This is a genomic window from Caballeronia sp. S22, assembly GCF_964261745.1.
GTDB lineage: Bacteria > Pseudomonadota > Gammaproteobacteria > Burkholderiales > Burkholderiaceae > Caballeronia > Caballeronia jiangsuensis.
The window spans coordinates 1,128,671-1,154,529 of the sequence record NZ_OZ180035.1 but is presented as its reverse complement, the minus strand read 5'-3'; the positions used below and the strand labels follow the sequence as shown (position 1 = coordinate 1,154,529).

The following is a 25,859-nucleotide window of genomic DNA, read 5'->3' as shown; positions in this document are numbered from 1 at the left end:
TAACGGAGAACGCGATGCTCGATCTCGTGCCACTGTGGGCCGCCATTCTCGCGCTGGCGGTATTCATGTATGTGCTGCTCGACGGCTTCGATCTCGGCGTCGGCATGATGTTTCTGCTGCGTCGCGATTCCGAATCGCGCAACCTCATGATCAACTCCGTCGCGCCTGTCTGGGACTTCAACGAGACCTGGCTGGTCCTCGGCGGCGGCGGGCTGTTCGCGGTGTTTCCGCTTGCGTTCGCGATCATCGTGCCGGCGGTTTATTTTCCGATTCTCTTCATGCTGCTCGGGCTGATTTTCCGCGGCGTCGCGTTCGAGTTCCGCGAGGTGATCGGTGCGCGCAAGTGGCTGTGGGACGGCGCGTTTGGCTGCGGCTCGCTGGTCGCGACGTTTTCGCAGGGCATCGTGCTCGGCATGTTCATTCAGGGCTTTCCGATCGAAGGGCGCGTCTATGTGGGTACGAGCTGGAACTGGGTCGCGCCGTTTCCGCTGCTGGTCGGTGTGGGGCTGATCTTTGGTTATGCGCTGCAAGGCACGACCTGGCTCGTCCTCAAGACCGAAGGCGAGCTTCAGCACTGGAGCCGCAACATGGCGCGCTATGCGCTCTTCGGCGTGATCGTGTTCATTCTGCTCATCAGCATCTGGACTCCGCTCAAGGATGCGCGCATCGCGGCGCGCTGGTTTGGCTTTCCTCAGAGCTTCGTGTTCGCGCCGGTGCCGGTGCTCACCGTGCTGCTCGCGTGGACGCTGTGGTCGAGTCTTGCCAAGGGCCGCGAAGTGATGCCGTTCCTGTGCTCGATCGGGCTCTTCTTTCTCGCTTTCACGGGGCTCGTGATCAGCTTGTGGCCGTTCATCGCGCCGCCTTCCGTCACGCTCTGGGATGCGTCCGCCGCGCCGTTATCGCATCAGTTTCTGCTGATCGGCACGATGTTTTTGCTGCCTGTGCTCATGATCTATGTGATCTGGTCGTATTGGGTGTTTCGCGGGAAGGTGCGGGGGGATTTGGGTTACCACGCGTGAGGGACTTTGGGCTTTCGCCGGATCCCGGTTTCTTTTTGGTCTATTAGCTCTGCCCCTGTGCGGGGCGGCAGTCACTTTCTTTGCTGCTGCAAAGAAAGTAACCAAAGAAAGCAGCTTCTCACCGCCCGCGGTCACACGCACGTTGGCCATGCTTGCCAGCCGGAAGTGGCACTCGCCTAAGTGTCACCCTCACAGGCCCATTCGGGCTTGGCTCGCGCACGGTCTGCCGCACCAAATGTTTTGGCGTGCTGGTTCAGCACCAAATAGCTTCGGCACAGCGCTACGCGCTGCCGTTGGGTATGCAAAGGAAACCATCGGAGAAGAAGCACACGCAAACCCGATTGACCCGTCGGCCGCGAAGCGGGCCGGAGCCATTTGGTGCTGAACCAATAACGCAAGCGGAGCGATGTGGCAGACCGTGCGCGAGCCAAGCCCGATTGGGCCTGTGAGGACGACACTTAGGCGAGTGCCACCGCGGGCTGGCAAGCATGGCCAAACTGCGTGTGACCGCGGGCCTGAACGAGCTGCTTTCTTTGGTTACTTTCTTTGCAGCAGCAAAGAAAGTGACCCCCGCCCCGCACAGGGGCAGTGCTAATAAACCAATAAGAAACCGGGATCCGGCGAATCAAAGCCTCTGCTGCGTCGCAAGCGACAAAATACGCGCCCACTTGCGCGCCTCTTCGCGATCACGCATCGGCAGATTCCACGCACCGTGCTTCGCATCCTGCACATCGAGCACGACGTGCCAAACACCGCTCCCACCACCCGGCTCCTGCATCCGCGCCCCGCGCAAGTCCGCGAAGATATAACTACCGCGCTCGTCACCGACGCGCACATCGCACAGACGCTTGCCCGCCGCGACCCGCACGCCGCCCCAGTCGGTCCTGAGCTCGTGCGTCCAGTCGCCGCTCTCGCCTTTGCGAAGGTTCGGCGCGATCTCGCGGCGGCTCGCGAGCCAGCGCATCACGCCCGCGGCGATCGCGAGCAACACGACGATCGCCACAGCAACGGCCACGCCCAGCCCGAAATGCGCATGAAGCGCGTTGAACGACCATATCGCGCCGTAAATCAGCAACCCTAAGGCGATCAATCCGACAACGATGGGCATGGCGTCTCCCGCGCGCTCAACCGCTAAAACCGAAACCTATCACTGCGCCTTGTGCTTCGCGTTCCAGTCACGCAGCGCCTGCAGCGTGTTCGCGACATGCTGGTCCGGCGACAGGCTCGTGTACTCGTAGATGACCTTGCCGTCCGGCGCGATCACGTAGGACACGCGATTGGCCATCGTGCTTTTCATCGGCATGGAGGCGTCGTAGGAGCGGATGATCTTCGAGTCCGCGTCCGCCGCGACCGGGAACTTGCTGCGGCATTCGCTCACGGAGAACTTCTTCAACGTATCGATGTTGTCATGCGACACGCCGATCACCGTCGCGCCCTCGGCCTTGTACTGATCGACCGCTTCGGCGAATTCATGCGCCTCGATCGTGCAGCCCTTCGTGAATGCCGCCGGGTAGAAGTACAGCACGACCGGGCCCTTCCTGAGCGCGTCGGCGAGCGAGTAGTCGTAGACGTTGCCGCCGAGCGATGCCTGCGCGGTGAAGTCGGGCGCGGCATCGCCGGGCTTGAGCGTCGCGCCCGCCGTGAGCGAATGCATCGCCGCCACGATCACCAGGGCGCTACCCGCCGTAAAGCTGAGAATCCTGCTCTTCATGCCCGCTCCTTTAGATGATCTCGTTCTACGCGTCGTCCGCGCCCTGATCCATGCGATGTCCGGCGAACCACGCCGCCGCGTCGAACTGCAATTTCGCGAGCACGGCGGGCGTGAGCACGTCGAGCGATGGCTGCGCGTGCCGGCTCGCGTCGATGGCGGAACCGTCGCCCTGCTCCGCCGCCCGCGCAATGCCGAGCAGCGCGCCGAGCGGCCCGTCGCCCGCCAGAATCGCGGTGCGGATTTCCGCCGCCAGATGCAGCTTATCGAGAATTTCCGCCGGCTGCATGTCGAGCACGACATGCACGAGCGAGAAGATGCCCGTCATGAACGCGGCATCGGAGAAGGCTTCGTCGGCGGGACGCAGCGTTTCGGCTGCGAGCTCCAGAAAGCGCGCACGCGTGCCGACGAGTTGCAGAAGCGGATCCGAGCGCCACGGCAGGCCGCTGCCGTCCGCGTACAAAAGCAACTGCGTCCAGCGCATCAGCTGGCGCGTGCCGGTCGCCGCGATCGCCTCGCGCAACGACGACACGCGCCGCCCGCGCGTCTGCGCACTCGAATTGGCGAGGCGCATCAACTGCACGACGATGTCCGGATTGCGCTTCAACTCCGCTTCCAGTTCGCGCAGGCCCGGCTCGCCGGCGAGCACGGCCATGAGCCGCAGCAGCGAGCCGCGCGCGGGACTGGCGCGACGTGCCGAGAGCACCTGAGGCCGCGCGAAGAAATAGCCCTGGAAGAAGTCGAAGCCGAGCTTCCTCGCCTGCGTGAAATCGTCGGGCGTCTCGACCTTTTCCGCCACCAGCAGCTTGCCGCGCCGTTTCACCGCCGCCGCGAGTTCCGGCAGATGTTCATGATCCGCCGCCAGAAAATCGACCTTGACGATATCCACCGAGGGCAGCGCGGCGAGCAGCGCATCGTCGAGCCGCACGACGTCGTCGAGGGCGAAGCGAAAGCCCGCGTTGCGCAGTTGCGCGCAGCGCTTGAAGAGCGAGTCGTCGAAGGTGATGTTTTCCAGCAGCTCCAGCACGAAGCGCTCGGGCTGCATGATGTGGACGATGTCGTCGAAAAGCAGCTCGCGGCTCATGTTCACGTAGCCCGGATGCGGCCCGAGCACGGCCGGCACGCCGATCTCGCCGATAGTGCGCGCGACGACATGCGCGGTCGCCTGCACGTCGTCGTGAACGCGCGCGCGATTGTCGGGGCTGTCGCGAAAGAGCAGTTCGTAAGCGACGAGCACGCCGTCGCCGTCGAGGATCGGCTGACGTCCGACATAGACGCTCTGTCCGCGCCGCGCCGGCGCCGTGCGCTTCAGGGATGAATCGGGCATGACGAAGACCGCTCAAGGACGCGCCGCGGCGCTGTGAAGCTCTGCATGAAGGCCGGCTCGGAGGTTCGGGCCATGACGCAGGCCGGCAGCATAGTGGATTCGATCATGGGGCGAACGAGTCGAACGGAATTCTGGTGGTCAACAGCGCGCCGAAGACCCGGCATCGATCGCAACTCGCGGGAAACCGTTGTTGCAGGAAACGCGCCACTGTACCCGAATTCGCCTGACGAGATAATATGAAACCTCATATCGACAATCCCTGGACAATCTTGATCCCGAAACGGAATTGTTGCACCTGCGTGGCCCGTTAAAGAAATCCCCTGCAAGGCCGATAACTCGCCTGATAGAGCGTGGCGCGCGCGTCGCGGCACGTCCCGGCCGGAAGCCGCGAGACGCGGCGTTTCGCGCGCCGCCGTTCGCCCGACGCGGGCGAGCGCAGCCGCCAGAACCCTACGAGACCATGCAAGCGAACCGGATCAACGTCTCCCGCCGCACACCGTGGCGCATCGCGCTCGATGTGCTCGCGCGCGCATGGGGAAGCGCCGCGCGCGAGCGGCACGACAGCGCGCCCGACTCGCATCCCGAGGCGAGCCCGCCGTCATTGCACGGCGATGCCATCGACAACACGGCATCAACCGCAACCGTCGCGCCCGCCTTGGCCGGCGCGAGCGAAGCCATGCTCGGCGCGGTCGATTTCCTCGCGCAGCTCGACGACGCGCTGCGCTTTCAGTATGTATCGGATGCGAGCATCGAGTTCATCGGCTATCACCGTGACTATCTGCTCATGCTGACGCTGCACGATCTCGTCGCGTCCGAAGAGGCCGACGAGCTGCACGCGCTCGTCGCACGGGCGCGCGCGAGCGGCAAGCTCGAATCGGCGACGCTGACCGTCGTGAAGTCGCTCACCTATCCGATCTGCGTCGAGCTGCGGCTCGTATCGACGGCCGCGCGCGGCACGCCCGGCTTCGCGCTCGCCGCGTTCGACGTGACGCACTGGCAAGAACGCGAGGCGTCGCTCACGCACACGCTCAACCACGACGCGCTCACGGGCCTCGACAACCTCGTCGCGCTCAAGACGGCCATCAGCGCGGCGCAGGACGAAGCCGAGCTGATGCGCACGCACGCCGGGCTCGTGCTGCTCGACATCGACGATTATCAGCGCATCAACCGCGCGCTCGGCTACGACGCCGGCGACGAACTCCTGCGCGAGACCGCGCGGCGCATCCAGCACACGGCCGGGCATGGTGAACGCGTTGCCCGCGTGGCCGGCGACGAATTCGCCGTGCTCCTGCCGGCGGGCACCACGGCGGAACTCGCCGAAAGTCTCGGCCGACGCCTGCTCACCGCGATCGCGCAGCCGTATCGGCATCGCGGGCAGCACACGCATTTGTCGGCGAGCGTGGGCGTCGCGCTGTATCCGGATCAGAGCGGCAAGAGCGCGAAGAACGGCGCGCAGACGAGTCTCTTGCGCATGGCCGATAACGCGCTCGCGCAGGCGAAGGAATCGGGCGGCAACGCGCTCGTCTTCCACACGATCGACGACAACCCCGCCGACGCCGAGCGCCTGAAGCTCGAAGCGGATCTGTACGAAGCCGTGCGCAACGGCGAGTTCTCGCTCTACTTCCAGCCGATCACGAAGATCCGCACCGGCGCGGTGGTCGGCGTGGAGGCGCTGATGCGCTGGAATCATCCGGTGCACGGGCTCGTGCCGCCGTCGACATTCATTCCGCTCGCGGAATCGATCGGCCTCATCAACTATCTGGGCAACTGGGTGCTGAAGGCCGCGTGCATGCAGATCACGCAGTGGGATGCAATCGGCATCCGGCTCGATTACGTGTCGGTGAACGTGTCGCCGCAGCAGTTCCGCGACAAGCGCTTCACCGCGGCAGTGAAGGAAGCGCTCGCGCTCACCGGCATCGACGCGCGCCGGCTCGTCTTCGAGATCACCGAGAGCCTCCTGATGCACGATCCGGAAGAAGCGACGCGCCTTCTGGAAGCGCTGACGTCGATCGGCATTCGTTTCGCCGTCGACGATTTCGGCACCGGCTATTCGAGCCTCGCCTATTTACAACGTTTTCCGCTCTCGAAGCTCAAGATCGACCGCAGCTTTGTCGAGAACCTGATTACGTCCCGCAACAACCGCGCGATCGTGAGCGCGGTCGTCGGGCTCGCGCAGTCGCTCGGGCTGGAACTGGTTGCCGAAGGGGTCGAAACGGAGGCGCAGCGCGACTTGCTCGCGGACCTCGGCTGCGATCATATTCAGGGCTGGCTCATCAGCCACGCGTTGCCGTCGGACGAGCTGGCGCGCTCGTTCCAGTCGAATTCGCTCGTGTTGCACGAGTCGTGACGAGCGGGCGATGTTCGCGTTCTGATCGAAGGACGCGCCGTAACTCCCTAATAACGTGTACATTTCGTTGTCAGGGCGGATTGAACTTGCAGGGCCGCCTCGGGTTAGCCGTCGCGTAACGAACAGGCTTTTAACTTTTAGCAATGGCACGCACCAAGGCCGAACTACTGGACAAGCTGTGGGCGCGCATGAGCGAGCGCGGGGACTTCCCCATGCTGTCTCAGGCGCTGCGCACCACTGTGTCCGCGATGAACGACAACGACCTCGACTTCACGTCGCTCGTGCATGTCGTGCTGTCGGACGTCGGCCTCACGCAGAAGGTGCTGCGCCTCGCCAATTCGGCGATGTACATCGCGTTCGGTGGCAACATCACCACCGTCACGCGCGCGCTGATGGTGCTCGGCATGGACGCGGTCGGCCATCTCGTCGTGGGACTGAAGCTCGTCGATCACTTCCATCAGAGCGCGCCGCGCCGTATCGACGCGAAGCTCGAACTGAACCGCACCCTGCTCTCGGGCGCGGTCGCGCGGCAACTCACCGAGCACAAGGATCTGCGCTCCGCCGAGGAAGCGGTCGTCTGTACGCTGATGCGGCAGATCGGCAAGCTGCTCGTCGCGTTCTATCTCGAACACGAGTGGGATCAGTTGCGGCGCAAGGCGGCGTCGGAAAACATCCCGGACAGCGACGCGTGCGCCGCGCTTCTGGGCGTCACCTTCGACGAAATCGGTCTTGAAGCCGCGGATCGCTGGCGGCTGCCGGAAACGATCCGCGAAGGCATGCGCGCGACCGATCCGAACGCGCCCGTCGATGAAACCGTGCCGAAGCACGTGCGCTGGCTGCGCGCCATCTCCAACTATTCGACCGAAGTCGCCGACGCGCTCACCGCGCAGAACACCGCCGTGGAAGGCCGCGAATCGGTGCTGCTCGATATCGCCAGCCGCTACAGCGGCCCGCTCAAGACCGACGCGGACACCCTCACCGCGATGAGCCTTGCGCTCGCGAACGAGGAAGCGAGCGACGGCGTGATCCGCGAAATCTCCGAACTGCAGGCGAACGCCGATGCAATGGCGCGCGCGAAGGTATCGGCGGAGGCGCGCATCGGCGCGAGCGTGGAGGACTTGCGCTCGTTGCCGACGAAAAATGCGCTCGCGCCGGCGCTCGCGCTGGCATCGGAATCGATTCTCGGGAGTCTGCATCTGTCGCGCACCGTGGTGTTCGTGCGCCAGGCCAACAACGAGTTCCAGGCGCGTCTCGCGCTCGGTGGCGGTGTCGAGCCGATGCTGCCGCAACTGCACTTTTCCGCGGAGTTCCGGCCCGACGTGTTCCATCTCGCGATCACGAATCCGGTCGGCATCTTCATCGAGAACGCACACGATGCGCGTATCGACGCACGCCTGCCGCGCTGGTACAAGGACACGCTCGGCGAGGCGCAGGCTTTCGTGCTGCTGCCGGTGAAATCGAACGATTCGACCGTCGCGCTCATCTACGGCGACTGGACGTCCCCGCAGCACGTGCGCAAGATCTCGGCGCCCGAGATGAGCGCGCTGAACGAGCTCACGAAGGAGCTCAGCCGTTTTTTCCTTAGCGCGAACTGGAAGGAAGTCGAGCTGATCTGACCGGCCTCCCTCCTGCGCGCATCAGCCTTTCTGCCTTATTCCCGCTTCAGGATCGCCACAGCCTGCTCGCCGTATCGCACGATATAGCCGCCGTGCGCGCGCTGCCATTCGAGCGCGTCCGCCTCGTTCGCAAACCAGTTCTTTTCGTAGTCGTTGAACGCACCCGCGTCGAGCCGATAACGGTCGATCGCCGCGCCGGGCTGCCCGTCGATATCGAGCTTGCAGGCGTCCCAGCTCGCGTAGCCGAGTTCGGCGGCGAGCATCGCAAGAAGATGCTTCAGTTGCAGATCGTCGCGGATCGCGTGCAGGTCGGCGAGACGTTCCGCGCGCGTGACGCTTGCCGCGAGCAGGCGTCGCAAGACGGGCATGGATGCGCTCGTGTCGCCGTCGCGCGCATGACGAAGCAGACGCCGCGCGTGTTCGCGCAGAAAGTCGCTATTGGAAACGGAAGAAGAGATCGGACAGGATGTTGACCACATGACGTTGTTCCTTTGTTGCGCCGTTCTCGCTGCGGCTATAAAGGTTCGACGTTGCGGTTCGATCCAGAATTGATGTGTTGCGTGGCAAGTGCCCAAGACTTTCGCGAGACCGGGCGCCCTGCCGCGCCCGTCCGCGATTCTATATCGATGTCTCGCGTCAGGCCAACTGGAATTTGCCGACCAGCGACTTCAGCGCGCGCGCCTGATCGTCGAGCGATTGCGCCGCCGCGGCCGCTTCTTCGACGAGCGCGGCGTTCTGCTGCGTGTTCGCGTCCATCTTCGTGACCGCTTCGCCGATCGACTCGATGCCCGTCTTCTGCTCCGCCGATGCCGCCGAAATCTCGCCCATGATGTCGGTGACGCGGCGCACCGCCTTCACGACTTCCTCCATCGTGGCACCGGCTTCCTGCGCGTAGGTCGAGCCGTCCGACACGCGCGACACCGATGTACCGATCAGCCCTTTGATCTCCTTCGCCGCCGACGACGAGCGCTGCGCGAGACTGCGCACCTCGCCCGCGACGACCGCGAAGCCGCGTCCCTGCTCGCCCGCGCGCGCGGCTTCCACCGCCGCATTCAACGCGAGGATGTTGGTCTGAAACGCGATGCCCTCGATCACGCCGATGATGTCGCCGATGCTCTTCGCGCTCGCATCGATACGCTGCATCGTCTCGACGACGCGGCCGACGACCGCGCCGCCTTTCTCCGCGATCGCCGATGCGTTCGCGGCGAGCGTGCTCGCCTGCTTCGCGTTGTCCGCGTTCTGACGAACCGTCGACGTGAGCTGCTCCATGCTGGCCGCGGTCTTTTCCAGCGCGACCGCCTGCTCTTCGGTACGGCGCGACAAGTCGACGTTGCCCGTGGAAATTTCGCTCGACGCCGATGCGATCGCCTCCGCGCTCGCGGCGATATCGCCGACGGTCGACGAAAGGCCCGCCTGCATTTCCGCGAGCGCGTGCAGCATCGAGGCATCGTCGCGGCGCTTGAGCCTGACCGGATACGCGAGATCGCCCGACGCGATGCGCCGCGCGATGTCCTTCGCATAACCAGGCTCGCCGCCGAGCTGTCCGGCGAGACGCCGCACGACCCATTCGGAGACGACGATCGCGAGCACGAACAACGCGAGCGTCAGCCCGAGCACCATCACGAACGACGAGTGGAAGATGAACGCGGCGGAATCGATCGTCGCCTTGGCAGCAGCGCCGCGGCGCGCGACGAGATCGTCGACCATCTTTTCGAGCTTGCCCGTTTCGACGAGCAGCGACACGTCCTGCGTGCCGACTTGCCAGTTCATCTGCGAGAGATCGAGCGGCTGCTCTTTCACGAGCTTGACGAAGGTGCGCAGGTTCTCGCTCCATTTCGAAAGCGCGCTGGAGAAGCTCTTTTGCTGCGCGAGCGCGTCCTTGTCGGCGTGATCGATATATTGCGCGAGCTGCGCCTGCTCACGGCCGATGTCCGCGAGCGACTGTTCGATCTGCGCGCCGAGATCGTCGCGCTCTTTCGCCGTCGATGCGGTCAACAGCATCTTCTGCGAGCGGCTCGCGCGCAGCAGATAGCCGCGCGTTTCCTCGGCCGCGCGGCTCGCGACATAGCCTTGCGTGTAGATGGATTCGGTCGCGCCGTTCAGACGGCTGATCTGCGTGAGCGAAATCGCGCCGATGGCGAGCGTCCCCGCGAGCACGAGCCCGAAAGCGAGCCTGAGCGATGCCTTGACGGACAGCGCGCGCTTGGTCGTGCGCTCGCGCGTGTGTTCTTCGGTTGCCGCGGCGTCGGTGTGCGCCACGAAGCCCGCGTCTTTTGCGGCGCGTAGCGAAAGCAGTTTCATCGATCGTTTCCCCGATTTGATCTGCGGACTGAGCCGTCGTGCGGCAAGCCCTGGCCTGGTCTGGTCTCCCCACCGGAGTACGGCAGGTTTGTCGGCTTTCTTGAGCCTTTTTAATCGGAAAGCGAACATGCGTTCGCCCGCCGTGCTTGTTATAACCGGCCAAAAATGGTTGCGTAAGACGAAACATCGGGGATGCCAGCGGTTATCCTGTCCGATTCGCGACAAAGCTTGGCAGGACAACGTAACGGGGACATCCTAAACTTGTCAGAAATTCAGCCTGCGCATAAATGCCGCACTGAAATGGACCAAAAACCGGGACTTTTTCGCTTTCATCAGCCATTCACCATGCAAACGAGCATCGACAAGGGCGCTTTGTCGCCTTCCGGCGCATCGGCCGGCGCAACGGCCGCGGGTTCCGCGACCACGGGCACGCAACGCACCGTTTATTCCGTTCTGGGCGCGATCAGCTTCTCGCACCTTCTGAACGACATGATCCAGTCGCTGATTCTGGCGATCTATCCGATGTTCAAGGCCGAGTTCGCGCTCTCGTTCGGCCAGATCGGCCTCATCACGCTGGTGTATCAGGTCACGGCTTCGCTGCTGCAACCGCTCGTCGGCTTGTACACGGACAAGCACCCGAAGCCCTATTCGCTGCCTGTCGGCATGGGCTTCACGCTGTCGGGTCTCTTGCTGATGTCGATCGCGGGCAGTTTCGGCACGCTCCTGATTGCGGCGGCGCTGGTCGGCTGCGGATCGTCGGTGTTTCATCCGGAGTCGTCGCGGGTTGCGCGCATGGCGTCGGGCGGCAGACATGGTCTCGCGCAGTCGCTGTTTCAGGTCGGCGGCAATGCGGGCTCGTCGCTCGGGCCGCTGCTCGCCGCGCTGATCGTCATTCCGCACGGACAGAAGAGCATCGCGTGGTTCTCGGCGGCGGCGCTCGTCGCGATGTTCGTGCTGGCGAATATCGGCCGCTGGTACAAGCGTCATCCGGCGACGAAGAAGGGCCGCGCGCAGGTCGCGCACGCGACGCTGCCGCGCAACAAGGTCATCATGGCAATGAGCGTGCTCGTGCTGCTCGTGTTCTCCAAGTATTTCTATCTCGCGAGCATCACCAGTTACTTCACGTTCTATCTGATCAGCAAGTTCGGGTTGTCGGTGCAGGCCGCGCAGATCCACCTGTTCGTGTTCCTCGCGGCGGTGGCGGCGGGCACGATCATCGGCGGGCCGGTCGGCGACAAGGTCGGGCGCAAGGTGGTGATCTGGGTGTCGATTCTCGGAGTTGCGCCGTTCACGCTGTTGATGCCTTATGCGAATCTGTTCTGGACGGGCGTGTTGTCGGTGATCATCGGGCTCGTGCTGGCTTCGGCGTTCTCGGCGATTCTCGTCTATGCGCAGGAGCTGATTCCGGGCAAGGTCGGGATGGTCGCGGGCCTGTTCTTCGGCTTCGCGTTCGGGATGGGAGGCGTCGGCGCGGCGGTGCTCGGGCATCTCGCCGACGCCACCAGCATCGACTATGTGTACAAGGTCTGTGCGTTCTTGCCGTTGCTCGGTGTGCTGACGGTGTTGCTGCCGAAGACGCACGAGGTACACGCGAAGGGCTGATCGCGATACGTTGTGATGCGTCGCGGCGGGCGCGCCGGTCCTTGAGCGGACCGCGCGCCCGTCGCGTTTTCGGCGCTCAGTTTCCCAGCGCTTCCCTCACCTGCATCAGCGCGCCCGGATCCTCGATCGTCGGCAGTTCGCCCGGATCGCGCCCTTCGGCCAGCGCGGCAATCGCTCTTCGCAGCAACTTCCCCGAGCGCGTCTTCGGCAGCATCGTCACGAAATGCACTCTGGCCGGACGCGCGATCGCGCCGAGTTGCGAATCTACCGCGTGGCAAAGCTCCGCCTCCATGCCCTCGCGCGCGCCCGGCGCATTGATGCGATCCGCATCGCGCAGCACGACGAACGCCGCGGCAGCCTGTCCCTTCACCGAATCCGCGATACCGACGACCGCCACTTCGGCCACCGCCGGATGCGCCGACAACGCCTCCTCGATCTCGCGCGTCCCGAGCCGATGCCCCGCGACATTGATCACGTCATCGGTGCGCCCGAGAATCGACACGTAGCCGTCTTCGTCCTGCACGCCCCAGTCGAAGGTCGAATAGACGATCTGGTTCGGCACGCTCTCCCAGTAGGTATCGATGAAACGCTTGTCGTCGCCCCAGACGGTCTGCATGCAGCCCGGCGGCAACGGATACGACAGCGTGACGACGCCCTTCTCGCCCGGCGCGCACTCATCGCCCGTCGCTTCGTTGCGCAGCTTGAGGTTGAAGCCCATCGACGGCACGCCCGGCGAGCCGAGCTTGGTCGGCAGTTCCTCGATACCGCGCGGAATCGCGATCATCGGCCAGCCGGTTTCCGTCTGCCAGTAATTGTCGATGACGGGCTTCTTCAACGCGCTCTGGATCCATTGCGCGGTCGGTTCGTCGAGCGGTTCGCCCGCGAGAAACAGCGCGCGCAGACTCGACAGATCGTATTTCTCCATCAACGCCGGGTCCTGCTTCTTGAGCACGCGGATCGCGGTCGGCGCGGTGAACATCAGGTTGATTTTGTACTGCTCGACGAGGCGCCACCAGATGCCGCCGTCGGGGCGGATCGGCGTGCCTTCGTACATCACGGTCGTCAAGCCGGCGATGAGCGGCGCATAGATGATGTAGCTGTGCCCGACGACCCAGCCGACATCCGATGCGGTGAACATCGTGTCGCCCGGCGCGCCCCGAAAGATGTGCTCCATCGATGCGGCGAGCGCCACCGCATAACCGCCGACATCGCGCTGAACGCCTTTCGGCCTGCCTGTCGTGCCGGACGTGTAGAGCACGTATGAAGGCTCGTTGGATTCGAGCCATTCGCAGGGCACGTGGGCATCGAAGAACTGTTCGCGCAGCGGCTCGTAGGAGACGAGATAGCTCGCCTGCAAACGCTCGGGCGCGAGCTGCCGGTCGATCAGCAGCACCTGCGGCACCTTGTATTCGGCGCGCGACAGGGCTTCGTCGACGAGCGGCGTGTAGTCGATCACCTTGCCTGCGCGCGCGCCGGCATCGGCGGTGACGATGAGCGCGGGCTCGGCGTCATCGATGCGCGCCGCGAGATTCGGCGCCGCGAAGCCGCCGAACACGACCGAATGAACCGCGCCGATACGCGCGCACGCGAGCATCGCGAAGAGCGCTTCGGGGATCATCGGCAGATAGATGAGCACGCGGTCGCCCTTCTTCACATGCAGCGAACGCATGACGGCGGCCATGCGGTTCACTTCGGCATGGAGTTCGGCGTAGGTGTAGCGGCGCTCGATGCCCGTTTCCGTCGACACATAGACGAGCGCGTCCTGTTGCGCGCGCGACGCCAGATGCCGATCCACCGCGTTGTGACAAAGATTGGTCTTGCCGCCGACGAACCAGCGCGCGAACGGCGGCTTGCTGCGGTCGAGCACCTGATCGAACGGAGTCTGCCAATGAATGCGTCGGGCCTGTTCGGCCCAGAACGCTTCGGGCTCGTCGATGGACCGTCGATACGCTTCCTGGTAAGTCGGCATGCGCGTCCTCTGCAAAACGGCGTTGGCTGGCCTCACAGAATAGAGCAGCCAACAAACCCGTGCTAGACAGGGCGCGCCCTGATCGATCGGATCGTTCAGATCGCCCGGCTTCGCGTAGCGGGAACGGGCGCGGCCTCGGACGCCGAATGCTTCAGCAGCACCGGCGCAAGCTCGCCCGCGACCCGGATGCTCGACACGACGACCGTGCGCACGCCGCAGCCTTCGGTGAGCGCGCGCAACGCCTCACGCGTGGTGGCGCGCGCCGCGATGCGCGGCTCGATCACGATCAGGCCACGGCAGTACGCGGCGAGCATCGCGCGATGCGTGCGCATCCAGGCGGCGCGCAGGCGCGCGTCGTCGGCGGTTTCGTTTTCGTCGTGCTCGGCCACCAGCACGAAGGGCGTCGAGAGCGCCACGAGGCGCCGCATCTGCGTGCTCCACGCGAACGCGTAACCCGGTTTCACGGCGCGCGGACGCAGGCGCACGAGTGGGAAACGGCTCGCGTCGAAAAAGCGCGCGTCGAGCGCGAGCGAGGAAGGCGTCATGGATTTCGAAGTGGAATCGGCGGCGTTCACAGCGGTTTCGGGCTCCAGTAGTTCAGCGCGGCGACGAGCGACGACCAGCGCGAACGCCGCGCACCACGCGTTTCTTCGGTTGCGTGACGCGCGGCGGACGTTGCGTCGCCTTCTTCGGCGCCTGAGCCGACGCCTCGTTCCACGCGCGGCGCGTCGTTTCGAGCACCTTGGCGGCGTTCGCCGAAATCATGCCGATGGCGGTGAAATCGTTGGTCATGTCGTCGGACCTCCCGTTTGCTCGATGACTGCCTCACGTCGTGCGAGTCATTGTATTGAGAATCATTCTCAACTACAAGCGGGAATTTCAGCGAGGGAACGCGGGCGCGGCCGGTGAATCAGGCCGCGTCGCGCAGAAATCGCGACAGGATGCCCGACGAGTAAGTCGCGGCGATCGAGGTGAGGAATTCGGCGAAGGATGCGGGCGCTGCGGCGTCGGCGGTATCGGAGATCGTGCGCACGACCGCGCACGGCACGTCGTGCTCGTAGCAGACTTGCGCGATGGCCGCGCCTTCCATTTCGACCGCGAGCGCGTGCGGCAATGCATCGCGCAACGCGAAGAGCGCGTCGTGGCTCGCGATGAAGCGATCGCCGCTCACGACCAGCCCGCGATGCACGCGCGGCGCGGCAACGGCGAAGCGTTCCGCCAGCGCGCCGCCTTCTGCGGCGATGAACGCGTCGGCGGCTGCGGCGAGCGCATCGGAAAGCGGGCGATCGGCGTCGAAGCGCGCGCGGTCGAGCAGCGGCACTTCGTAGCGCGGAAAGAGCGGCGACGCATCGAGATCGTGCTGCATCAACGCATCCGCGACGACGACATCGCCCACCTGCACATCCGCGCGAACGCCGCCCGCGACGCCCGTGAAGACGATGGCATCGGCGTCGAAGACGTGGATCAGCGCGCTGGCGGTCGCCGCCGCGGCCACCTTGCCGATGCGCGCGAGCGTGACCACGACGGCCCGGCCGTGCGCATCGCCGACGTAGTACTCGCGCCGCCCGAGCGTGACCGTGCGAACCTCGCCCGCCGCCTGCATCTGCGCGATCAGGTCGCCCAGTTCCTGCGGCAGCGCCGCCATGATCCCGAGCCGCTTCATGTTCATTCGACGGCCTGAAGCTTCGCCACCGACAACGCGAGCCACTTCTCGCCGTGGCGCTTGAAGCGCACCTGCGCGCGCGCATCGCCGCCGGAGCCTTCGAGCGCCGTCACGGTGCCTTCGCCGAACTTCGTGTGGAACACGGCCTGGCCGACCTTGAAGCCGCCCTCCGCCGCGCGCTGCTCGTTGGCGAACGCGGGCAGGGCCGGACTCGACTGAGCGGCGCCGTAGGTGGAACCGCCGCGCTCCTGTCCGGGACGCGCGAACCAGTCGCGGCCCCAGCCGGCGTTGTCGGCGCGTCCGCCCCAGCGCGCGCCCGCCTCGACCTTCGGCGTGAGCCACTTGAGCGAGCCTTCGGGCAATTCGTCGAAGAAACGCGAGCGGATGTTGTAGCGCGTCTGGCCGTGCAGCATGCGGCTCTGCGCGAACGACAGATAGAGCCGTTCCTTCGCCCGCGTGATCGCCACGTACATGAGACGCCGCTCTTCCTCCAGCCCGTCCGATTCCTGCGCGCTGTTCTCGTGCGGGAACAAGCCCTCTTCCAGCCCGGTGATGAACACCGCCGTGAATTCGAGGCCCTTCGCCGCGTGCACGGTCATCAGTTGCACGGCGTCCTGGCCGGCCTGCGCCTGGTTGTCGCCGGCTTCGAGCGATGCGTGCGACAGGAAGCCGGCGAGCGGCGTCATCGTGTCGGGATTCTGCGCGGGGTCGGCGATGTTGGGTGCGTCGAGCACTTCGATCTCGCCGTCGTCGCTGACGATCTCCGGCAGAGCCGTAGCGCCCGGACGTAGCGGAATCGAGCGCGCGGGCGTATCGAGTCCGTAGCCTTCTTCGCTGACGAACGCCGCCGCCGCGTTCACGAGTTCCTGCAAGTTCTCGAGACGGTCCTGACCTTCGCGCTCGCCTTCGTAGAACGCGGCGAGGCCGCTCGTGCGCACGACGTACTCGACCGTTTCCGGCAGGCTCATCTGCTGCGTCTCGGCGCGCATCTTCGCGATGAGGGTCGCGAACGCGCCGAGGCTCGAACCCGCCTTGCCGGTGACATACGGCACGGCGGCGGCCATCGAACAGTTATAGAGACGCGCGGCGTCGGCGACCTGCTCGATGGAACGCGCACCGATGCCGCGCGTCGGGAAATTGACGACGCGCGCGAACGCGGTGTCGTCGTTCGGATTGTCGATCAGACGCAGATACGCGAGCGCGTGCTTCACTTCCTGGCGCTCGAAGAAGCGCAGGCCGCCGTACACACGATACGGAATGCCCGCGTTCACGAGCGTGTGCTCGATGGTCCGCGACTGCGCATTGCTCCGATAAAGCACCGCGACCTCGCCGCGCGACACGCCCGTATTGATGAGCGCCTTGATCTCCTCGACGATCCAGCCCGCTTCCTGCGAATCCGTCGCGGATTCGTAGACGCGCACCGGCTCGCCGTGGCCCGCGTCGGTGCGCAGATTCTTGCCGAGCCGCCGCGCGTTGTTCGCGATGAGGTAGTTCGCCGTATCGAGAATATGGCCGTGCGAGCGGTAGTTCTGCTCGAGCTTGATGAGATTGCGCACGCGAAACTCGCGCTCGAAGTCGTGCATGTTGCCGACGTTCGCGCCGCGGAATGCGTAGATCGACTGGTCGTCGTCACCGACCGCGAAGATTGCGTTATGTTCGCCCGCTAGCAGTTTCAGCCATGCGTATTGCAGCTTGTTCGTGTCCTGAAACTCGTCGACGAGAATGTTGCGAAAGCGCGCCTGATAGTGCGCGCGCAGCGGCGGATTGTGCGCGAGCAGCTCGTAGCAGCGCAGCAGCAACTCCGGAAAATCGACGACGCCTTCGCGCTGGCATTGCTGATCGTAGGCTTCGTAAAGCTCGACGAACTTGCGATTGAACGCGTCGGTGGCATCGACGTCTTTCGGACGCAGGCCCTGCTCCTTCGCGTTATTGATGAAGTACTGCAGGTTCTTCGCCGGATACTTTTCGTCGTCGACGTTCAGGCCCTTCATCAGACGCTTGATGGCGGAAAGCTGATCGGCCGTATCGAGGATCTGGAAGGTCTGCGGCAGGCCGGCGTCGCGGTAATGCGCGCGCAGCATGCGGTTGCACAGGCCGTGAAAGGTGCCGATCCACATGCCGCGCGTGTCGATCGGCAGGAGCGCCGAAAGGCGCGCCATCATTTCGCGCGCCGCCTTGTTCGTGAAGGTGACGGCCAAAACGGTCGGCGGCGACGCATAGCCCTGCCGGATCAGCCATGCGATGCGCGTGATGAGCACGCGCGTCTTGCCGCTGCCGGCGCCCGCGAGAATGAGCGCGGGCTCGTTCGGCAGCGTCACGGCGGCGAGTTGTTCGGGGTTCAGATTCGCGAGCAGGTCGGGCATGGGAAAGTGCAGCGGCAGGAGAGCGGGCCAGAAATAATTCTGGCGACAGGCCGGTCATTATAAGACCGCGCCGATGGAGTCGCCGGCCGGCCGGAGGTGCGCGCCCACGGGCCGAATTCGTCCGACGTCGCGCGCGCAACCTTATAATTGGGGATTCCCCCGCATTTTTTCACGCATTTTTCGGCAGATTCCACAATGAGCGACAGCACGCTTGCGAAGAGCTTCGAGCCTCAAAACATCGAGTCCCAATGGGGCCCGGAATGGGAAAAACGCGGGCTTTCCGCTCCCACGTTCAAAGAGGGCGCGAAGAATTTCTCCATCCAGTTGCCGCCCCCGAACGTCACCGGCACGCTGCACATGGGGCACGCGTTCAATCAGACCATCATGGACGGTCTCACGCGCTATCACCGCATGCTCGGCGAGAACACGCTGTGGGTACCGGGCACGGACCACGCGGGCATCGCGACGCAGATCGTCGTGGAGCGCCAGCTCGATGCGCAAGGCGTCTCGCGCCATGACCTCGGCCGCGAGGAATTCCTGAAGCGCGTCTGGGCGTGGAAGCAGCAATCCGGTTCGACCATCACGAATCAGGTGCGCCGCCTGGGCGCGTCGATCGACTGGTCGCGCGAATACTTCACGATGGACGACAAGATGTCGGCCGCCGTGCGCGACGTGTTCGTCACGCTGTACAAGCAAGGGCTCATCTACCGCGGCAAGCGCCTCGTGAACTGGGACCCGGTGCTCGGCACGGCCGTGTCGGATCTGGAAGTCGTGAGCGAGGAAGAGAACGGCAGCCTGTGGCACATCCAGTATCCGCTGCCGGACGGCTCGGGCCATCTCACGGTTGCGACGACGCGCCCCGAAACCATGCTCGGCGACGTCGCCGTGATGGTGCATCCGGAAGACGAGCGGTATCGGCATCTGATCGGCAAGACGGTCGTGCTGCCGCTGTGCGACCGCGAAATCCCGGTCATCGCCGATGAATACGTCGATCGCGAATTCGGCACCGGCGTCGTGAAGGTCACCCCCGCGCACGATTTCAACGACTACGCCGTCGGCCAGCGCCACAAGCTGCCGCAGATCGAGATTCTCACGCTCGATGCGAAGATCAACGACAACGCGCCCGAGAAGTATCGCGGCATGGACCGCTTCGACGCGCGCAAGGAAGTCGTGAAGGATCTCGAAGCGCTCGGCCTGCTCGAATCCGTCAAGCCGCACAAGCTGATGGTGCCGCGCGGCGATCGCACGCAGGTCGTGATCGAGCCGATGCTCACGGACCAGTGGTTCGTCGCGATGACGAAGGCCGCGCCCGAAGGCACGTTCAATCCGGGCAAGTCGATCACGGAAACGTCGCTCGATGTCGTGCGCAGCGGCCAGATCAAGTTCGTGCCGGAGAACTGGACCACCACGTACTATCAGTGGCTCGAAAACATCCAGGACTGGTGCATCTCGCGTCAGTTGTGGTGGGGCCATCAGATTCCCGCGTGGTACGGCGAGAACGGCGAGATCTTCGTCGCGAAGACCGAAGAAGAAGCCCGCGCCGATGCCGACGCGCAAGGCTACAAAGGCTCGCTCAAGCGCGATGAAGACGTGCTCGACACGTGGTTCTCGTCCGCGCTCGTGCCGTTCTCGTCGCTCGGCTGGCCGAACGAGACGAAGGAACTCGACGCATTCCTGCCCTCTTCCGTGCTCGTGACGGGCTTCGACATCATCTTTTTCTGGGTCGCCAGAATGGTGATGATGACCACGCACTTCACCGGAAAGGTGCCATTCGACACCGTCTATGTGCATGGCCTCGTGCGCGACGCCGAAGGTCAGAAGATGTCGAAGAGCAAGGGCAACACGCTCGACCCGATCGACATCGTGGACGGCATCGATCTCGAAGCACTCGTCGCGAAACGCACGACGGGCCTCATGAACCCGAAGGCCGCCGCGCAGATCGAGAAAAAGACGCGCAAGGAATTCCCCGAAGGCATTCCGTCGTTCGGCACGGACGCGCTGCGCTTCACGATGGCGTCGATGGCCACGCTCGGCCGCAACGTGAACTTCGACCTCGCGCGCTGCGAGGGCTATCGCAACTTCTGCAACAAACTGTGGAACGCCACGCGCTTCGTGCTGATGAACTGCGAAGGCCACGATTGCGGTTTCGCGAATCCGGGCGCATGCAAGCCGGGCGATTGCGGTCCGGGCGGCTACACGGATTACTCGCAGGCCGACTTCTGGATCGTGTCGCTGCTCCAGCGCGTGGAAGCGGAAGTCGAGAAAGGCTTCGCGGACTATCGATTCGACAACGTCGCGAGCGCGATCTACAAGTTCGTGTGGGACGAATACTGCGACTGGTATCTCGAACTCGCGAAGGTGCAGATCCAGACGGGCACGCCGGAACAGCAGACCGCGACGCGCCGCACGCTGTTGCGCGTGCTGGAAACGGTGCTGCGCCTCGCGCATCCGATCATTCCGTTCATCACCGAGGCGCTGTGGCAGAAGGTCGCCCCGCTGACGGACGCGTTCCCGTCGGGTGCGAAGGAAGGCGAAGTGTCGATCATGACGCAGCCCTACCCACGCGCCGCGCAGAAAAAAATCGACGAATCCGCAGAACAGTGGGCCGCCGAACTGAAGACTGTCATCGATGCATGTCGTAATCTGCGTGGCGAAATGAATCTGTCGCCCGCGGTGAAGGTGCCGTTGCTCGCGCACGGCGACGCGGCGCGCCTCTCCGCGTTCGCGCCGTATATCGCCGCCCTCGCGCGTCTTTCCGAAGTGAAGATCATCGACGACGAAGCCGCTCTCGACAAGGAAGCTCACGGTGCGCCGGTCGCGATCGTCGGCACGAGCAAGCTCGTGCTGAAGGTCGAGATCGATGTCGCCGCGGAGCGCGAGCGTCTCACGAAGGAAGTGGACCGTCTGACTGCCGAGATCGCAAAATGTAACGCGAAGCTCGGGAATGAAAGCTTTGTTGCAAAAGCGCCGGCGGCTGTCGTTGAACAGGAGCGCAAAAGGCTGGCAGAATACGGAACCACTATCGAGAAACTTCAGGCCCAATTATTGCGTCTGCCGGCTTGAATTGGGGGTTCGAATCATTTATCGATCCGTTCCGGTTGTCTCGACGTTTCAGTGAATTAAGAGGATCAGGGTCATCACATGCTAAAAGTTACCAAAGCGGTTTTCCCCGTCGCAGGTCTGGGCACGCGGTTCCTACCCGCGACCAAGGCAAGCCCGAAGGAAATGCTGCCAGTCGTGGACAAGCCGCTGATTCAGTACGCGGTCGAAGAAGCGATGGCCGCCGGCATCACCGAAATGATCTTCGTGACCGGCCGCAGCAAGCGCGCCATCGAAGATCACTTCGACAAGTCGTACGAGATCGAAGCGGAACTCGAAGCGCGCGGCAAGGACAAGCTGCTCGAACTCGTGCGCAGCATCAAGCCGAGCCACGTGGACTGCTTCTATGTGCGTCAGGCCGAAGCGCTCGGTCTCGGCCACGCGGTGCTGTGCGCGGAAAAGCTCGTCGGCGATAACCCGTTCGCCGTGATCCTCGCGGACGATTTGCTGTACGGCAAGCCGCCCGTGATGTCGCAGATGATCGAAGTATTCGATCACTATCACAGCTCGGTGATCGGCGTCGAAGAAATCCCGGCGCAGGATTCGAAGTCCTACGGCGTCATCGACGGCAAGGAGTGGGAAGACAACATCTTCAAGCTGTCGGGTATCGTCGAGAAGCCGGAACCGGCTGTGGCGCCGTCGAATCTGGGCGTGGTCGGCCGTTACGTGCTCAAGCCGCGCGTCTTCGATCACATCCGCGCGCTGAAGCCGGGCGCGGGCGGCGAACTGCAACTGACGGACGCGATTCAATCGCTGCTGTCGGACGAGCAAGTGCTCGCGTACAAGTACCACGGCACCCGTTTCGACTGCGGCAGCAAGCTGGGCTATCTCAAGGCCACGGTGGAATTCGCGCTGCGTCACCCGGAAGTGAAGGCGGACTTCGAGGAATATTTGCGCAATCGCGCGCCGATTCTCGAAGGCTGAAACCGCGCTGACTAGCCGGTTCGCCTGAAAAAAATGCCCGTCACCTGCGTGACGGGCATTTTGTTTTTGTGCGCCTGCTTGTCCGCTTTAACGACGGCGCATCAGAAAGATGAACGTCTTGTCCTGCGACGTCGATTCGACGATCTCGTTGCCGGTCTGCTTGGCGAACGCCGCGAAATCGCGCTGCGATCCCGGGTCGGTTGCGAGCACCTTCAGAATCTGACCGCTCGTCATGTCGGCGAGCGCCTTCTTTGCCCGCAGAATCGGCAACGGACAGTTGAGCCCGCGCGCGTCGACTTCCTTGTGAACTTCCATCGCGATTGAACCTTTCTTTGCCTGTTGGGTGAGCGCTCGGTGAAGGTTCGATTTTAGCGCAGAGGTCACAACTCCACCGCCCTCCCGCTTTCATAAGCCTCGCGCATCGCGATGCCGATACGAGGACTGCCGCAACCGGTTGGGACTTTTCTAGTTCACGCGTCACAGCGTTGGGCCTAGCTTCCTCGGTCTGAGAGCCGATATCTCGAGTAACAAACGGGTGCGAGACAGACACCCAGCGGGACAAGGAAATCGCAGCGATTCGCTATCGCGCGATCACGAACGAAAGGAAAACACGGATATGAGCAAAGTCGACACCCAAGTGCGGCACGTAACGAAGCCCGGCGCAAACATCTTCACCGAACTCGGCTTCGCGGCCGACGAAGCGCGCCGATACCATGACGAGTCGCAAGCACTCGTCGGCCAGACCCTGGCGCTCAAAGCGCAACTCATGGACGAGCTCGCCACGTGGATCGAAGCGCACCACCTCAAGCAAGCCGAAGCAGCCGAGATACTGCATGTGACGCGGCCTCGCGTCTCGGATGTCGTGAACAAGAAAACGGCCAAGTTCACCATCGATACGCTGGTGGAGATGCTGGCTCGGGTGGGCAAACCCGTCCGGCTGGTTGTCGGATAAAGGCCCGCATCGACAAGTGCGGGCCCTGGAATACTCACAACTCCACCGCCCTCCCGCTCTCATAAGCGTCGCGCATCGCGATCCCGATACGCGTCGCCTCCCTCGCATCCTCCAGCGTGAGGCCAGTCGGCGTCCCGTCCCTGAGCAGCGCCACGAACGCCTGCGCCTCGCGCAAAAACGCATCCTCGAAGCGCTCGAAGAACGTCGGCGTGCACGCGTTGCGCATACCGTGCGCATCCGCGATCTCGACGCGGTTCGCCCTCGGATTGCGTCCCACCGACAGCGCGCCCGCCGTGCCGATCACTTCCGTCTGCGTATCGTGCCCATGCGCCATCGTGCGCGATGCATACAACACCGCGAGCCGCCCGTCCTCGAACTCGATCGTGCCCACGCCGTTGTCGATATCGCCGCACTCGCGCAAGCCATCGTGAATCGCGATGGTGCCGCTCGCATACACCCGTTTGGCGCGCGGATTGCCGAGCAGCCAGCGCGCAAGATCGATGTCATGCACGCTGCAATCGAGAAAAAGCCCGCCCGATGTCGGCGCGAATCGCACGAAGAAGCCGTCCGGATCGTTCTTGTCGCAGGTCTGCGAGCGCACCATGAAGGGCCGCCCGATCGCGCCTTTCGCGACGCCATCGAACGCATCGCGATAACTCGCATCGAAACGTCGCACGAAGCCGATCATCACCTGCAGATGCGGATGACGCGCATGTTCTTCGAGCACGGCATCGCATTCGGCGAGATCGAGCGACAGCGGCTTCTCGCAGAACACGTGCTTGCCCGCGCGCAATGCGGCGATGATCTGCCGGGCATGCAGCGACGTGGGCGTGACGAGCCACACGGCGTCGATGGAAGCGTCCGCGAGCAGTTCGTCGTAGTCGGCATAAAGCGAAAGCTCGGGCAGCGACTGCTCGGCCCATGCACGCTCTTCCTTTACCGGACTGCACGCCGCGACGAGCCGTGCGCCCGGCACGTGCCACGCGAGATTCTCCGCATGCCGGCGCCCGAGCCGCCCCAATCCGACGATACCGAAGCGCAGCGATTTCATGCGACCTTCTCCCCGAGCGTGACGATGCGCTTCTCGCGCCACGACAGCGTCGCGGCTTCGGCAAGCTCGAGCGCCTTCAGACCGTCCGCGACCGTGGTACGCACCGGCTTGCCGTTCTCGACCGCATCGAAGAAATGCGCGATCTCCGCCGCGTACGCCGCGCGATAACGTTCGAGGAAGAACGCCTCGGGCTTGTCGCTCGACACCGCCGTCGCCGTATAGGCGGTGACTTCGGTCGGCCGCAGGTTGCCCGCCTGCAGCATGCCGGCGCTGCCGAGCAGTTCGAAGCGCTGATCGTAGCCATACGCCGCGCGCCGCGCCGTATTGATCTGGCACAGACGGCCTCGCTTCGTGCGGATCGTCACCGCGGTCGAATCGATATCGCCCGCATCGGCGATGGCCGGATCGCTCAGGCAACTGCCCGTCGCGTGCAGCGTGTCGGCTTCATCGTCGAGAATCCAGCGGAAGATATCGAAATCGTGGATCAGCATGTCCTTGAAGATGCCGCCCGAATGCTTGATGTACTCGACCGGCGGCGCGCCCGGATCGCGGCTCGTGACGATCAGCATTTCCGGTTCGCCGATCTCGCCGGCATCGATGCGCGCCTTCACCGCCGAGAAGGTCGGATCGAAGCGGCGCTGAAAGCCGATCATGCAGACGACGCCCTCCTTCGCGACCGCATCGGCGCACGCGCGCGCGCGCTCGATCGTGAGATCGACGGGCTTCTCGCAGAAAACATGCTTCTTCTGCGCCGCTGACGCGAGAATCAGATCCGCATGCGTGTCCGTGCTCGAACACACGACGGTCGCGCCGACGGAAGCATCGCCCATGGCGCCATCGACATCGGCGACCTGTGCTCCATGTAAAGCAGCCAGCGCGGACGCCGCGTCACGATTCACATCGACGACGTATTTCAAACGCACGCCCGGCTGCCGCGCGAGATTGGCCGCGTGAATCTTGCCGATGCGCCCTGCCCCAAACACCGCCACATCAATCGTCATAGCCACCTGTCTCCTTGGATTCCTCGACGTTCAACTCCAGCCGGTACGCGAGCGCGATGAACAACGCCTGGCACAGGCAAATGGTGCTCGTGAGCGAACGGAACGCGAACGCGCTGCCCTCCTTCACGAGCAGACTCGCGCTCGCATGACGCGCGAGCGGCGAAAGCTGGCTATCGGTGATGACGAGGGTCGCCGCGCCATGATGCTGCGCGGCGCGCACGCAATACTGCGTCTCCTTGCCGTAGGGCGCGAAGCTGATCGCGACCACCACGTCCCCCTTCTTCACGCTGCGGACCTGCTCGCGGAACATGCCGCCGAAGCCCGAAATCAGATGCACGCGTTTCTTCGTGTGCTGCAATGCATAGACGATGTAGCTCGCCACCGCGAAAGACCGGCGCACGCCGATCACATAGATGTTCTCCGCCTGCGAGAGCATGTCCACGGCGGCTTCGAACTGCGCGTCGTCGAGGCCGGCTTCGAGTTCGTCGAGACCCGTGCGGCTCGCCGCGATGAATTCGCGCGCCACCGACAACCCCGACGCCTCGCCCGCCTTCTCGTCGATGAGCCTGCGTATGCGCTGCTGATAGCTCTGCTGCGAGCCGCCCGCGCCCGTATATGCCTGCCTGAACACGGCCTGCAGGTCGGAGAAGCCGGAGAAGCCGAAGCGCTGCGCGAAACGCACGACCGCCGACGCATGCACGCCGCACGCACTGGCGATATCGCTCGTGCGATCCATCATCACACTCTGGCGATGCTGCTCGATGTAGGTCGCGACACTCTTCAACTGGCGCGGCAGCGAGTCGTACGCGTCGGTGATCCGCTGCATGAGTTCGTCGACGCTTTGTACGTCGGTGCTGGCGTCATCCATCACAGGCTCTTCCGATGTTCGTCGTAGAACCGATTATAGGAAGGCGGCA

The 25,859-nt window shown here is 64.1% G+C and carries 21 protein-coding genes; 7 read left to right on the top strand and 14 right to left on the bottom strand.

Going from position 1 to position 25,859, the window contains the following annotated elements:
• Positions 1-14 precede the first annotated feature (14 nt).
• The gene (gene cydB / locus ACEN42_RS05445) at positions 15-1,019 is read left to right on the top strand and encodes a cytochrome d ubiquinol oxidase subunit II (RefSeq protein WP_187608786.1); all 1,005 of its coding nucleotides are present in this window, start codon (positions 15-17) and stop codon (positions 1,017-1,019) included.
• Between the two features lie 625 nt (positions 1,020-1,644).
• Here the strand turns inward: cydB and ACEN42_RS05440 are convergent.
• Genes ACEN42_RS05440 through ACEN42_RS05430 form a run of 3 tightly spaced genes read right to left on the bottom strand, consistent with a single transcriptional unit; the run spans position 1,645 to position 4,054 of the window.
• A complete protein-coding gene (locus tag ACEN42_RS05440; protein WP_238215042.1) occupies positions 1,645-2,127 on the bottom strand; it encodes a hypothetical protein in 483 nt (160 codons plus the stop codon).
• A 39-nt stretch (positions 2,128-2,166) separates the two neighbouring features.
• Positions 2,167-2,730, bottom strand: a complete 564-nt coding sequence (locus ACEN42_RS05435; RefSeq protein ID WP_238293959.1) for a peroxiredoxin — start codon at positions 2,728-2,730, stop codon at positions 2,167-2,169.
• Positions 2,731-2,755: 25 nt separating this feature from the next.
• Positions 2,756-4,054, bottom strand: coding sequence for an EAL and HDOD domain-containing protein (locus ACEN42_RS05430; protein ID WP_371880829.1), 1,299 nt, complete (start codon positions 4,052-4,054; stop codon positions 2,756-2,758).
• Positions 4,055-4,514: 460 nt separating this feature from the next.
• On the opposite strand from ACEN42_RS05430, the gene ACEN42_RS05425 reads away from it, so the two are divergent.
• Together ACEN42_RS05425 and ACEN42_RS05420 are read left to right on the top strand one after the other, a co-directional pair.
• The gene (locus ACEN42_RS05425) at positions 4,515-6,401 is read left to right on the top strand and encodes a putative bifunctional diguanylate cyclase/phosphodiesterase (RefSeq protein WP_371880828.1); all 1,887 of its coding nucleotides are present in this window, start codon (positions 4,515-4,517) and stop codon (positions 6,399-6,401) included.
• A gap of 143 nt (positions 6,402-6,544) precedes the next feature.
• Positions 6,545-8,017: an HDOD domain-containing protein gene (locus ACEN42_RS05420; protein WP_371880827.1), complete on the top strand. Its 1,473-nt coding sequence runs from the start codon at positions 6,545-6,547 to the stop codon at positions 8,015-8,017.
• A 35-nt stretch (positions 8,018-8,052) separates the two neighbouring features.
• On the opposite strand, the gene ACEN42_RS05415 is transcribed toward ACEN42_RS05420, so the two are convergent.
• Together ACEN42_RS05415 and ACEN42_RS05410 are read right to left on the bottom strand one after the other, a co-directional pair.
• A complete protein-coding gene (locus ACEN42_RS05415) occupies positions 8,053-8,496 on the bottom strand; it encodes a hypothetical protein (RefSeq protein WP_371880826.1) in 444 nt (147 codons plus the stop codon).
• 157 nt (positions 8,497-8,653) lie between these two features.
• The gene (locus tag ACEN42_RS05410) at positions 8,654-10,318 is read right to left on the bottom strand and encodes a methyl-accepting chemotaxis protein (protein WP_371880825.1); all 1,665 of its coding nucleotides are present in this window, start codon (positions 10,316-10,318) and stop codon (positions 8,654-8,656) included.
• A 345-nt stretch (positions 10,319-10,663) separates the two neighbouring features.
• On the opposite strand from ACEN42_RS05410, the gene ACEN42_RS05405 reads away from it, so the two are divergent.
• A complete protein-coding gene (locus ACEN42_RS05405; protein WP_371880824.1) occupies positions 10,664-11,920 on the top strand; it encodes an MFS transporter in 1,257 nt (418 codons plus the stop codon).
• A 76-nt stretch (positions 11,921-11,996) separates the two neighbouring features.
• Here the strand turns inward: ACEN42_RS05405 and ACEN42_RS05400 are convergent, their stop codons facing one another.
• The 5 genes from ACEN42_RS05400 to ACEN42_RS05380 form a co-directional block, all read right to left on the bottom strand.
• A complete protein-coding gene (locus ACEN42_RS05400) occupies positions 11,997-13,889 on the bottom strand; it encodes a propionate--CoA ligase (RefSeq protein ID WP_371880823.1) in 1,893 nt (630 codons plus the stop codon).
• 95 nt (positions 13,890-13,984) lie between these two features.
• Complete coding sequence (locus ACEN42_RS05395) at positions 13,985-14,434, bottom strand: hypothetical protein (RefSeq protein WP_222946526.1); 450 nt, start codon at positions 14,432-14,434, stop codon at positions 13,985-13,987.
• Positions 14,435-14,486: 52 nt separating this feature from the next.
• Positions 14,487-14,681 (bottom strand): hypothetical protein, encoded by a 195-nt coding sequence (locus ACEN42_RS05390; protein WP_371880822.1) that lies wholly within the window; start codon positions 14,679-14,681, stop codon positions 14,487-14,489.
• Positions 14,682-14,799: 118 nt separating this feature from the next.
• On the bottom strand, positions 14,800-15,552 hold the full coding sequence (locus ACEN42_RS05385; RefSeq protein WP_371880821.1) for a 5'-methylthioadenosine/adenosylhomocysteine nucleosidase: 753 nt from the start codon (positions 15,550-15,552) through the stop codon (positions 14,800-14,802).
• A gap of 2 nt (positions 15,553-15,554) precedes the next feature.
• The gene (locus ACEN42_RS05380; RefSeq protein ID WP_371880820.1) at positions 15,555-17,915 is read right to left on the bottom strand and encodes a UvrD-helicase domain-containing protein; all 2,361 of its coding nucleotides are present in this window, start codon (positions 17,913-17,915) and stop codon (positions 15,555-15,557) included.
• Between the two features lie 195 nt (positions 17,916-18,110).
• On the opposite strand from ACEN42_RS05380, the gene ACEN42_RS05375 reads away from it, so the two are divergent.
• Both ACEN42_RS05375 and galU read left to right on the top strand, forming a co-directional pair.
• Entirely contained in the window at positions 18,111-20,978 is a 2,868-nt protein-coding gene (locus ACEN42_RS05375; protein WP_187605651.1) for a valine--tRNA ligase, read from the top strand.
• Positions 20,979-21,056: 78 nt separating this feature from the next.
• Entirely contained in the window at positions 21,057-21,938 is an 882-nt protein-coding gene (gene galU / locus ACEN42_RS05370) for a UTP--glucose-1-phosphate uridylyltransferase GalU (protein WP_035509203.1), read from the top strand.
• 87 nt (positions 21,939-22,025) lie between these two features.
• Here the strand turns inward: galU and ACEN42_RS05365 are convergent, their stop codons facing one another.
• The gene (locus tag ACEN42_RS05365; protein WP_035509205.1) at positions 22,026-22,253 is read right to left on the bottom strand and encodes a sulfurtransferase TusA family protein; all 228 of its coding nucleotides are present in this window, start codon (positions 22,251-22,253) and stop codon (positions 22,026-22,028) included.
• Between the two features lie 301 nt (positions 22,254-22,554).
• Between ACEN42_RS05365 and ACEN42_RS05360 the strand changes: the two genes are divergently transcribed.
• Positions 22,555-22,890, top strand: a complete 336-nt coding sequence (locus ACEN42_RS05360; RefSeq protein WP_035509212.1) for a helix-turn-helix domain-containing protein — start codon at positions 22,555-22,557, stop codon at positions 22,888-22,890.
• Positions 22,891-22,924: 34 nt separating this feature from the next.
• Here ACEN42_RS05360 and ACEN42_RS05355 read toward each other — a convergent pair whose 3' ends face one another.
• Genes ACEN42_RS05355 through ACEN42_RS05345 form a run of 3 tightly spaced genes read right to left on the bottom strand, consistent with a single transcriptional unit; the run spans position 22,925 to position 25,810 of the window.
• Positions 22,925-23,941: a Gfo/Idh/MocA family oxidoreductase gene (locus tag ACEN42_RS05355; protein ID WP_371880819.1), complete on the bottom strand. Its 1,017-nt coding sequence runs from the start codon at positions 23,939-23,941 to the stop codon at positions 22,925-22,927.
• Complete coding sequence (gene iolG, locus ACEN42_RS05350; RefSeq protein ID WP_371880818.1) at positions 23,938-24,942, bottom strand: inositol 2-dehydrogenase; 1,005 nt, start codon at positions 24,940-24,942, stop codon at positions 23,938-23,940. Before iolG ends, ACEN42_RS05355 begins: the two co-directional genes overlap by 4 nt.
• Positions 24,932-25,810 (bottom strand): MurR/RpiR family transcriptional regulator, encoded by an 879-nt coding sequence (locus ACEN42_RS05345; RefSeq protein WP_238293979.1) that lies wholly within the window; start codon positions 25,808-25,810, stop codon positions 24,932-24,934. The genes iolG and ACEN42_RS05345 overlap by 11 nt, the downstream gene beginning before the upstream one ends.
• Positions 25,811-25,859: the final 49 nt, after the last annotated feature.

Bases quoted from the DNA above. Each gene is read 5' to 3' on its own strand.
- cydB (WP_187608786.1), top strand. From the start codon at position 15: ATGCTCGATCTCGTGCCACTGTGGGCCGCCATTCTCGCGCTGGCGGTA.
- ACEN42_RS05440 (WP_238215042.1), bottom strand. From the start codon at position 2,127: ATGCCCATCGTTGTCGGATTGATCGCCTTAGGGTTGCTGATTTACGGC.
- ACEN42_RS05435 (WP_238293959.1), bottom strand. From the start codon at position 2,730: ATGAAGAGCAGGATTCTCAGCTTTACGGCGGGTAGCGCCCTGGTGATC.
- ACEN42_RS05430 (WP_371880829.1), bottom strand. From the start codon at position 4,054: ATGCCCGATTCATCCCTGAAGCGCACGGCGCCGGCGCGGCGCGGACAG.
- ACEN42_RS05425 (WP_371880828.1), top strand. From the start codon at position 4,515: ATGCAAGCGAACCGGATCAACGTCTCCCGCCGCACACCGTGGCGCATC.
- ACEN42_RS05420 (WP_371880827.1), top strand. From the start codon at position 6,545: ATGGCACGCACCAAGGCCGAACTACTGGACAAGCTGTGGGCGCGCATG.
- ACEN42_RS05415 (WP_371880826.1), bottom strand. From the start codon at position 8,496: ATGTGGTCAACATCCTGTCCGATCTCTTCTTCCGTTTCCAATAGCGAC.
- ACEN42_RS05410 (WP_371880825.1), bottom strand. From the start codon at position 10,318: ATGAAACTGCTTTCGCTACGCGCCGCAAAAGACGCGGGCTTCGTGGCG.
- ACEN42_RS05405 (WP_371880824.1), top strand. From the start codon at position 10,664: ATGCAAACGAGCATCGACAAGGGCGCTTTGTCGCCTTCCGGCGCATCG.
- ACEN42_RS05400 (WP_371880823.1), bottom strand. From the start codon at position 13,889: ATGCCGACTTACCAGGAAGCGTATCGACGGTCCATCGACGAGCCCGAA.
- ACEN42_RS05395 (WP_222946526.1), bottom strand. From the start codon at position 14,434: ATGACGCCTTCCTCGCTCGCGCTCGACGCGCGCTTTTTCGACGCGAGC.
- ACEN42_RS05390 (WP_371880822.1), bottom strand. From the start codon at position 14,681: ATGACCAACGATTTCACCGCCATCGGCATGATTTCGGCGAACGCCGCC.
- ACEN42_RS05385 (WP_371880821.1), bottom strand. From the start codon at position 15,552: ATGAAGCGGCTCGGGATCATGGCGGCGCTGCCGCAGGAACTGGGCGAC.
- ACEN42_RS05380 (WP_371880820.1), bottom strand. From the start codon at position 17,915: ATGCCCGACCTGCTCGCGAATCTGAACCCCGAACAACTCGCCGCCGTG.
- ACEN42_RS05375 (WP_187605651.1), top strand. From the start codon at position 18,111: ATGAGCGACAGCACGCTTGCGAAGAGCTTCGAGCCTCAAAACATCGAG.
- galU (WP_035509203.1), top strand. From the start codon at position 21,057: ATGCTAAAAGTTACCAAAGCGGTTTTCCCCGTCGCAGGTCTGGGCACG.
- ACEN42_RS05365 (WP_035509205.1), bottom strand. From the start codon at position 22,253: ATGGAAGTTCACAAGGAAGTCGACGCGCGCGGGCTCAACTGTCCGTTG.
- ACEN42_RS05360 (WP_035509212.1), top strand. From the start codon at position 22,555: ATGAGCAAAGTCGACACCCAAGTGCGGCACGTAACGAAGCCCGGCGCA.
- ACEN42_RS05355 (WP_371880819.1), bottom strand. From the start codon at position 23,941: ATGAAATCGCTGCGCTTCGGTATCGTCGGATTGGGGCGGCTCGGGCGC.
- iolG (WP_371880818.1), bottom strand. From the start codon at position 24,942: ATGACGATTGATGTGGCGGTGTTTGGGGCAGGGCGCATCGGCAAGATT.
- ACEN42_RS05345 (WP_238293979.1), bottom strand. From the start codon at position 25,810: ATGGATGACGCCAGCACCGACGTACAAAGCGTCGACGAACTCATGCAG.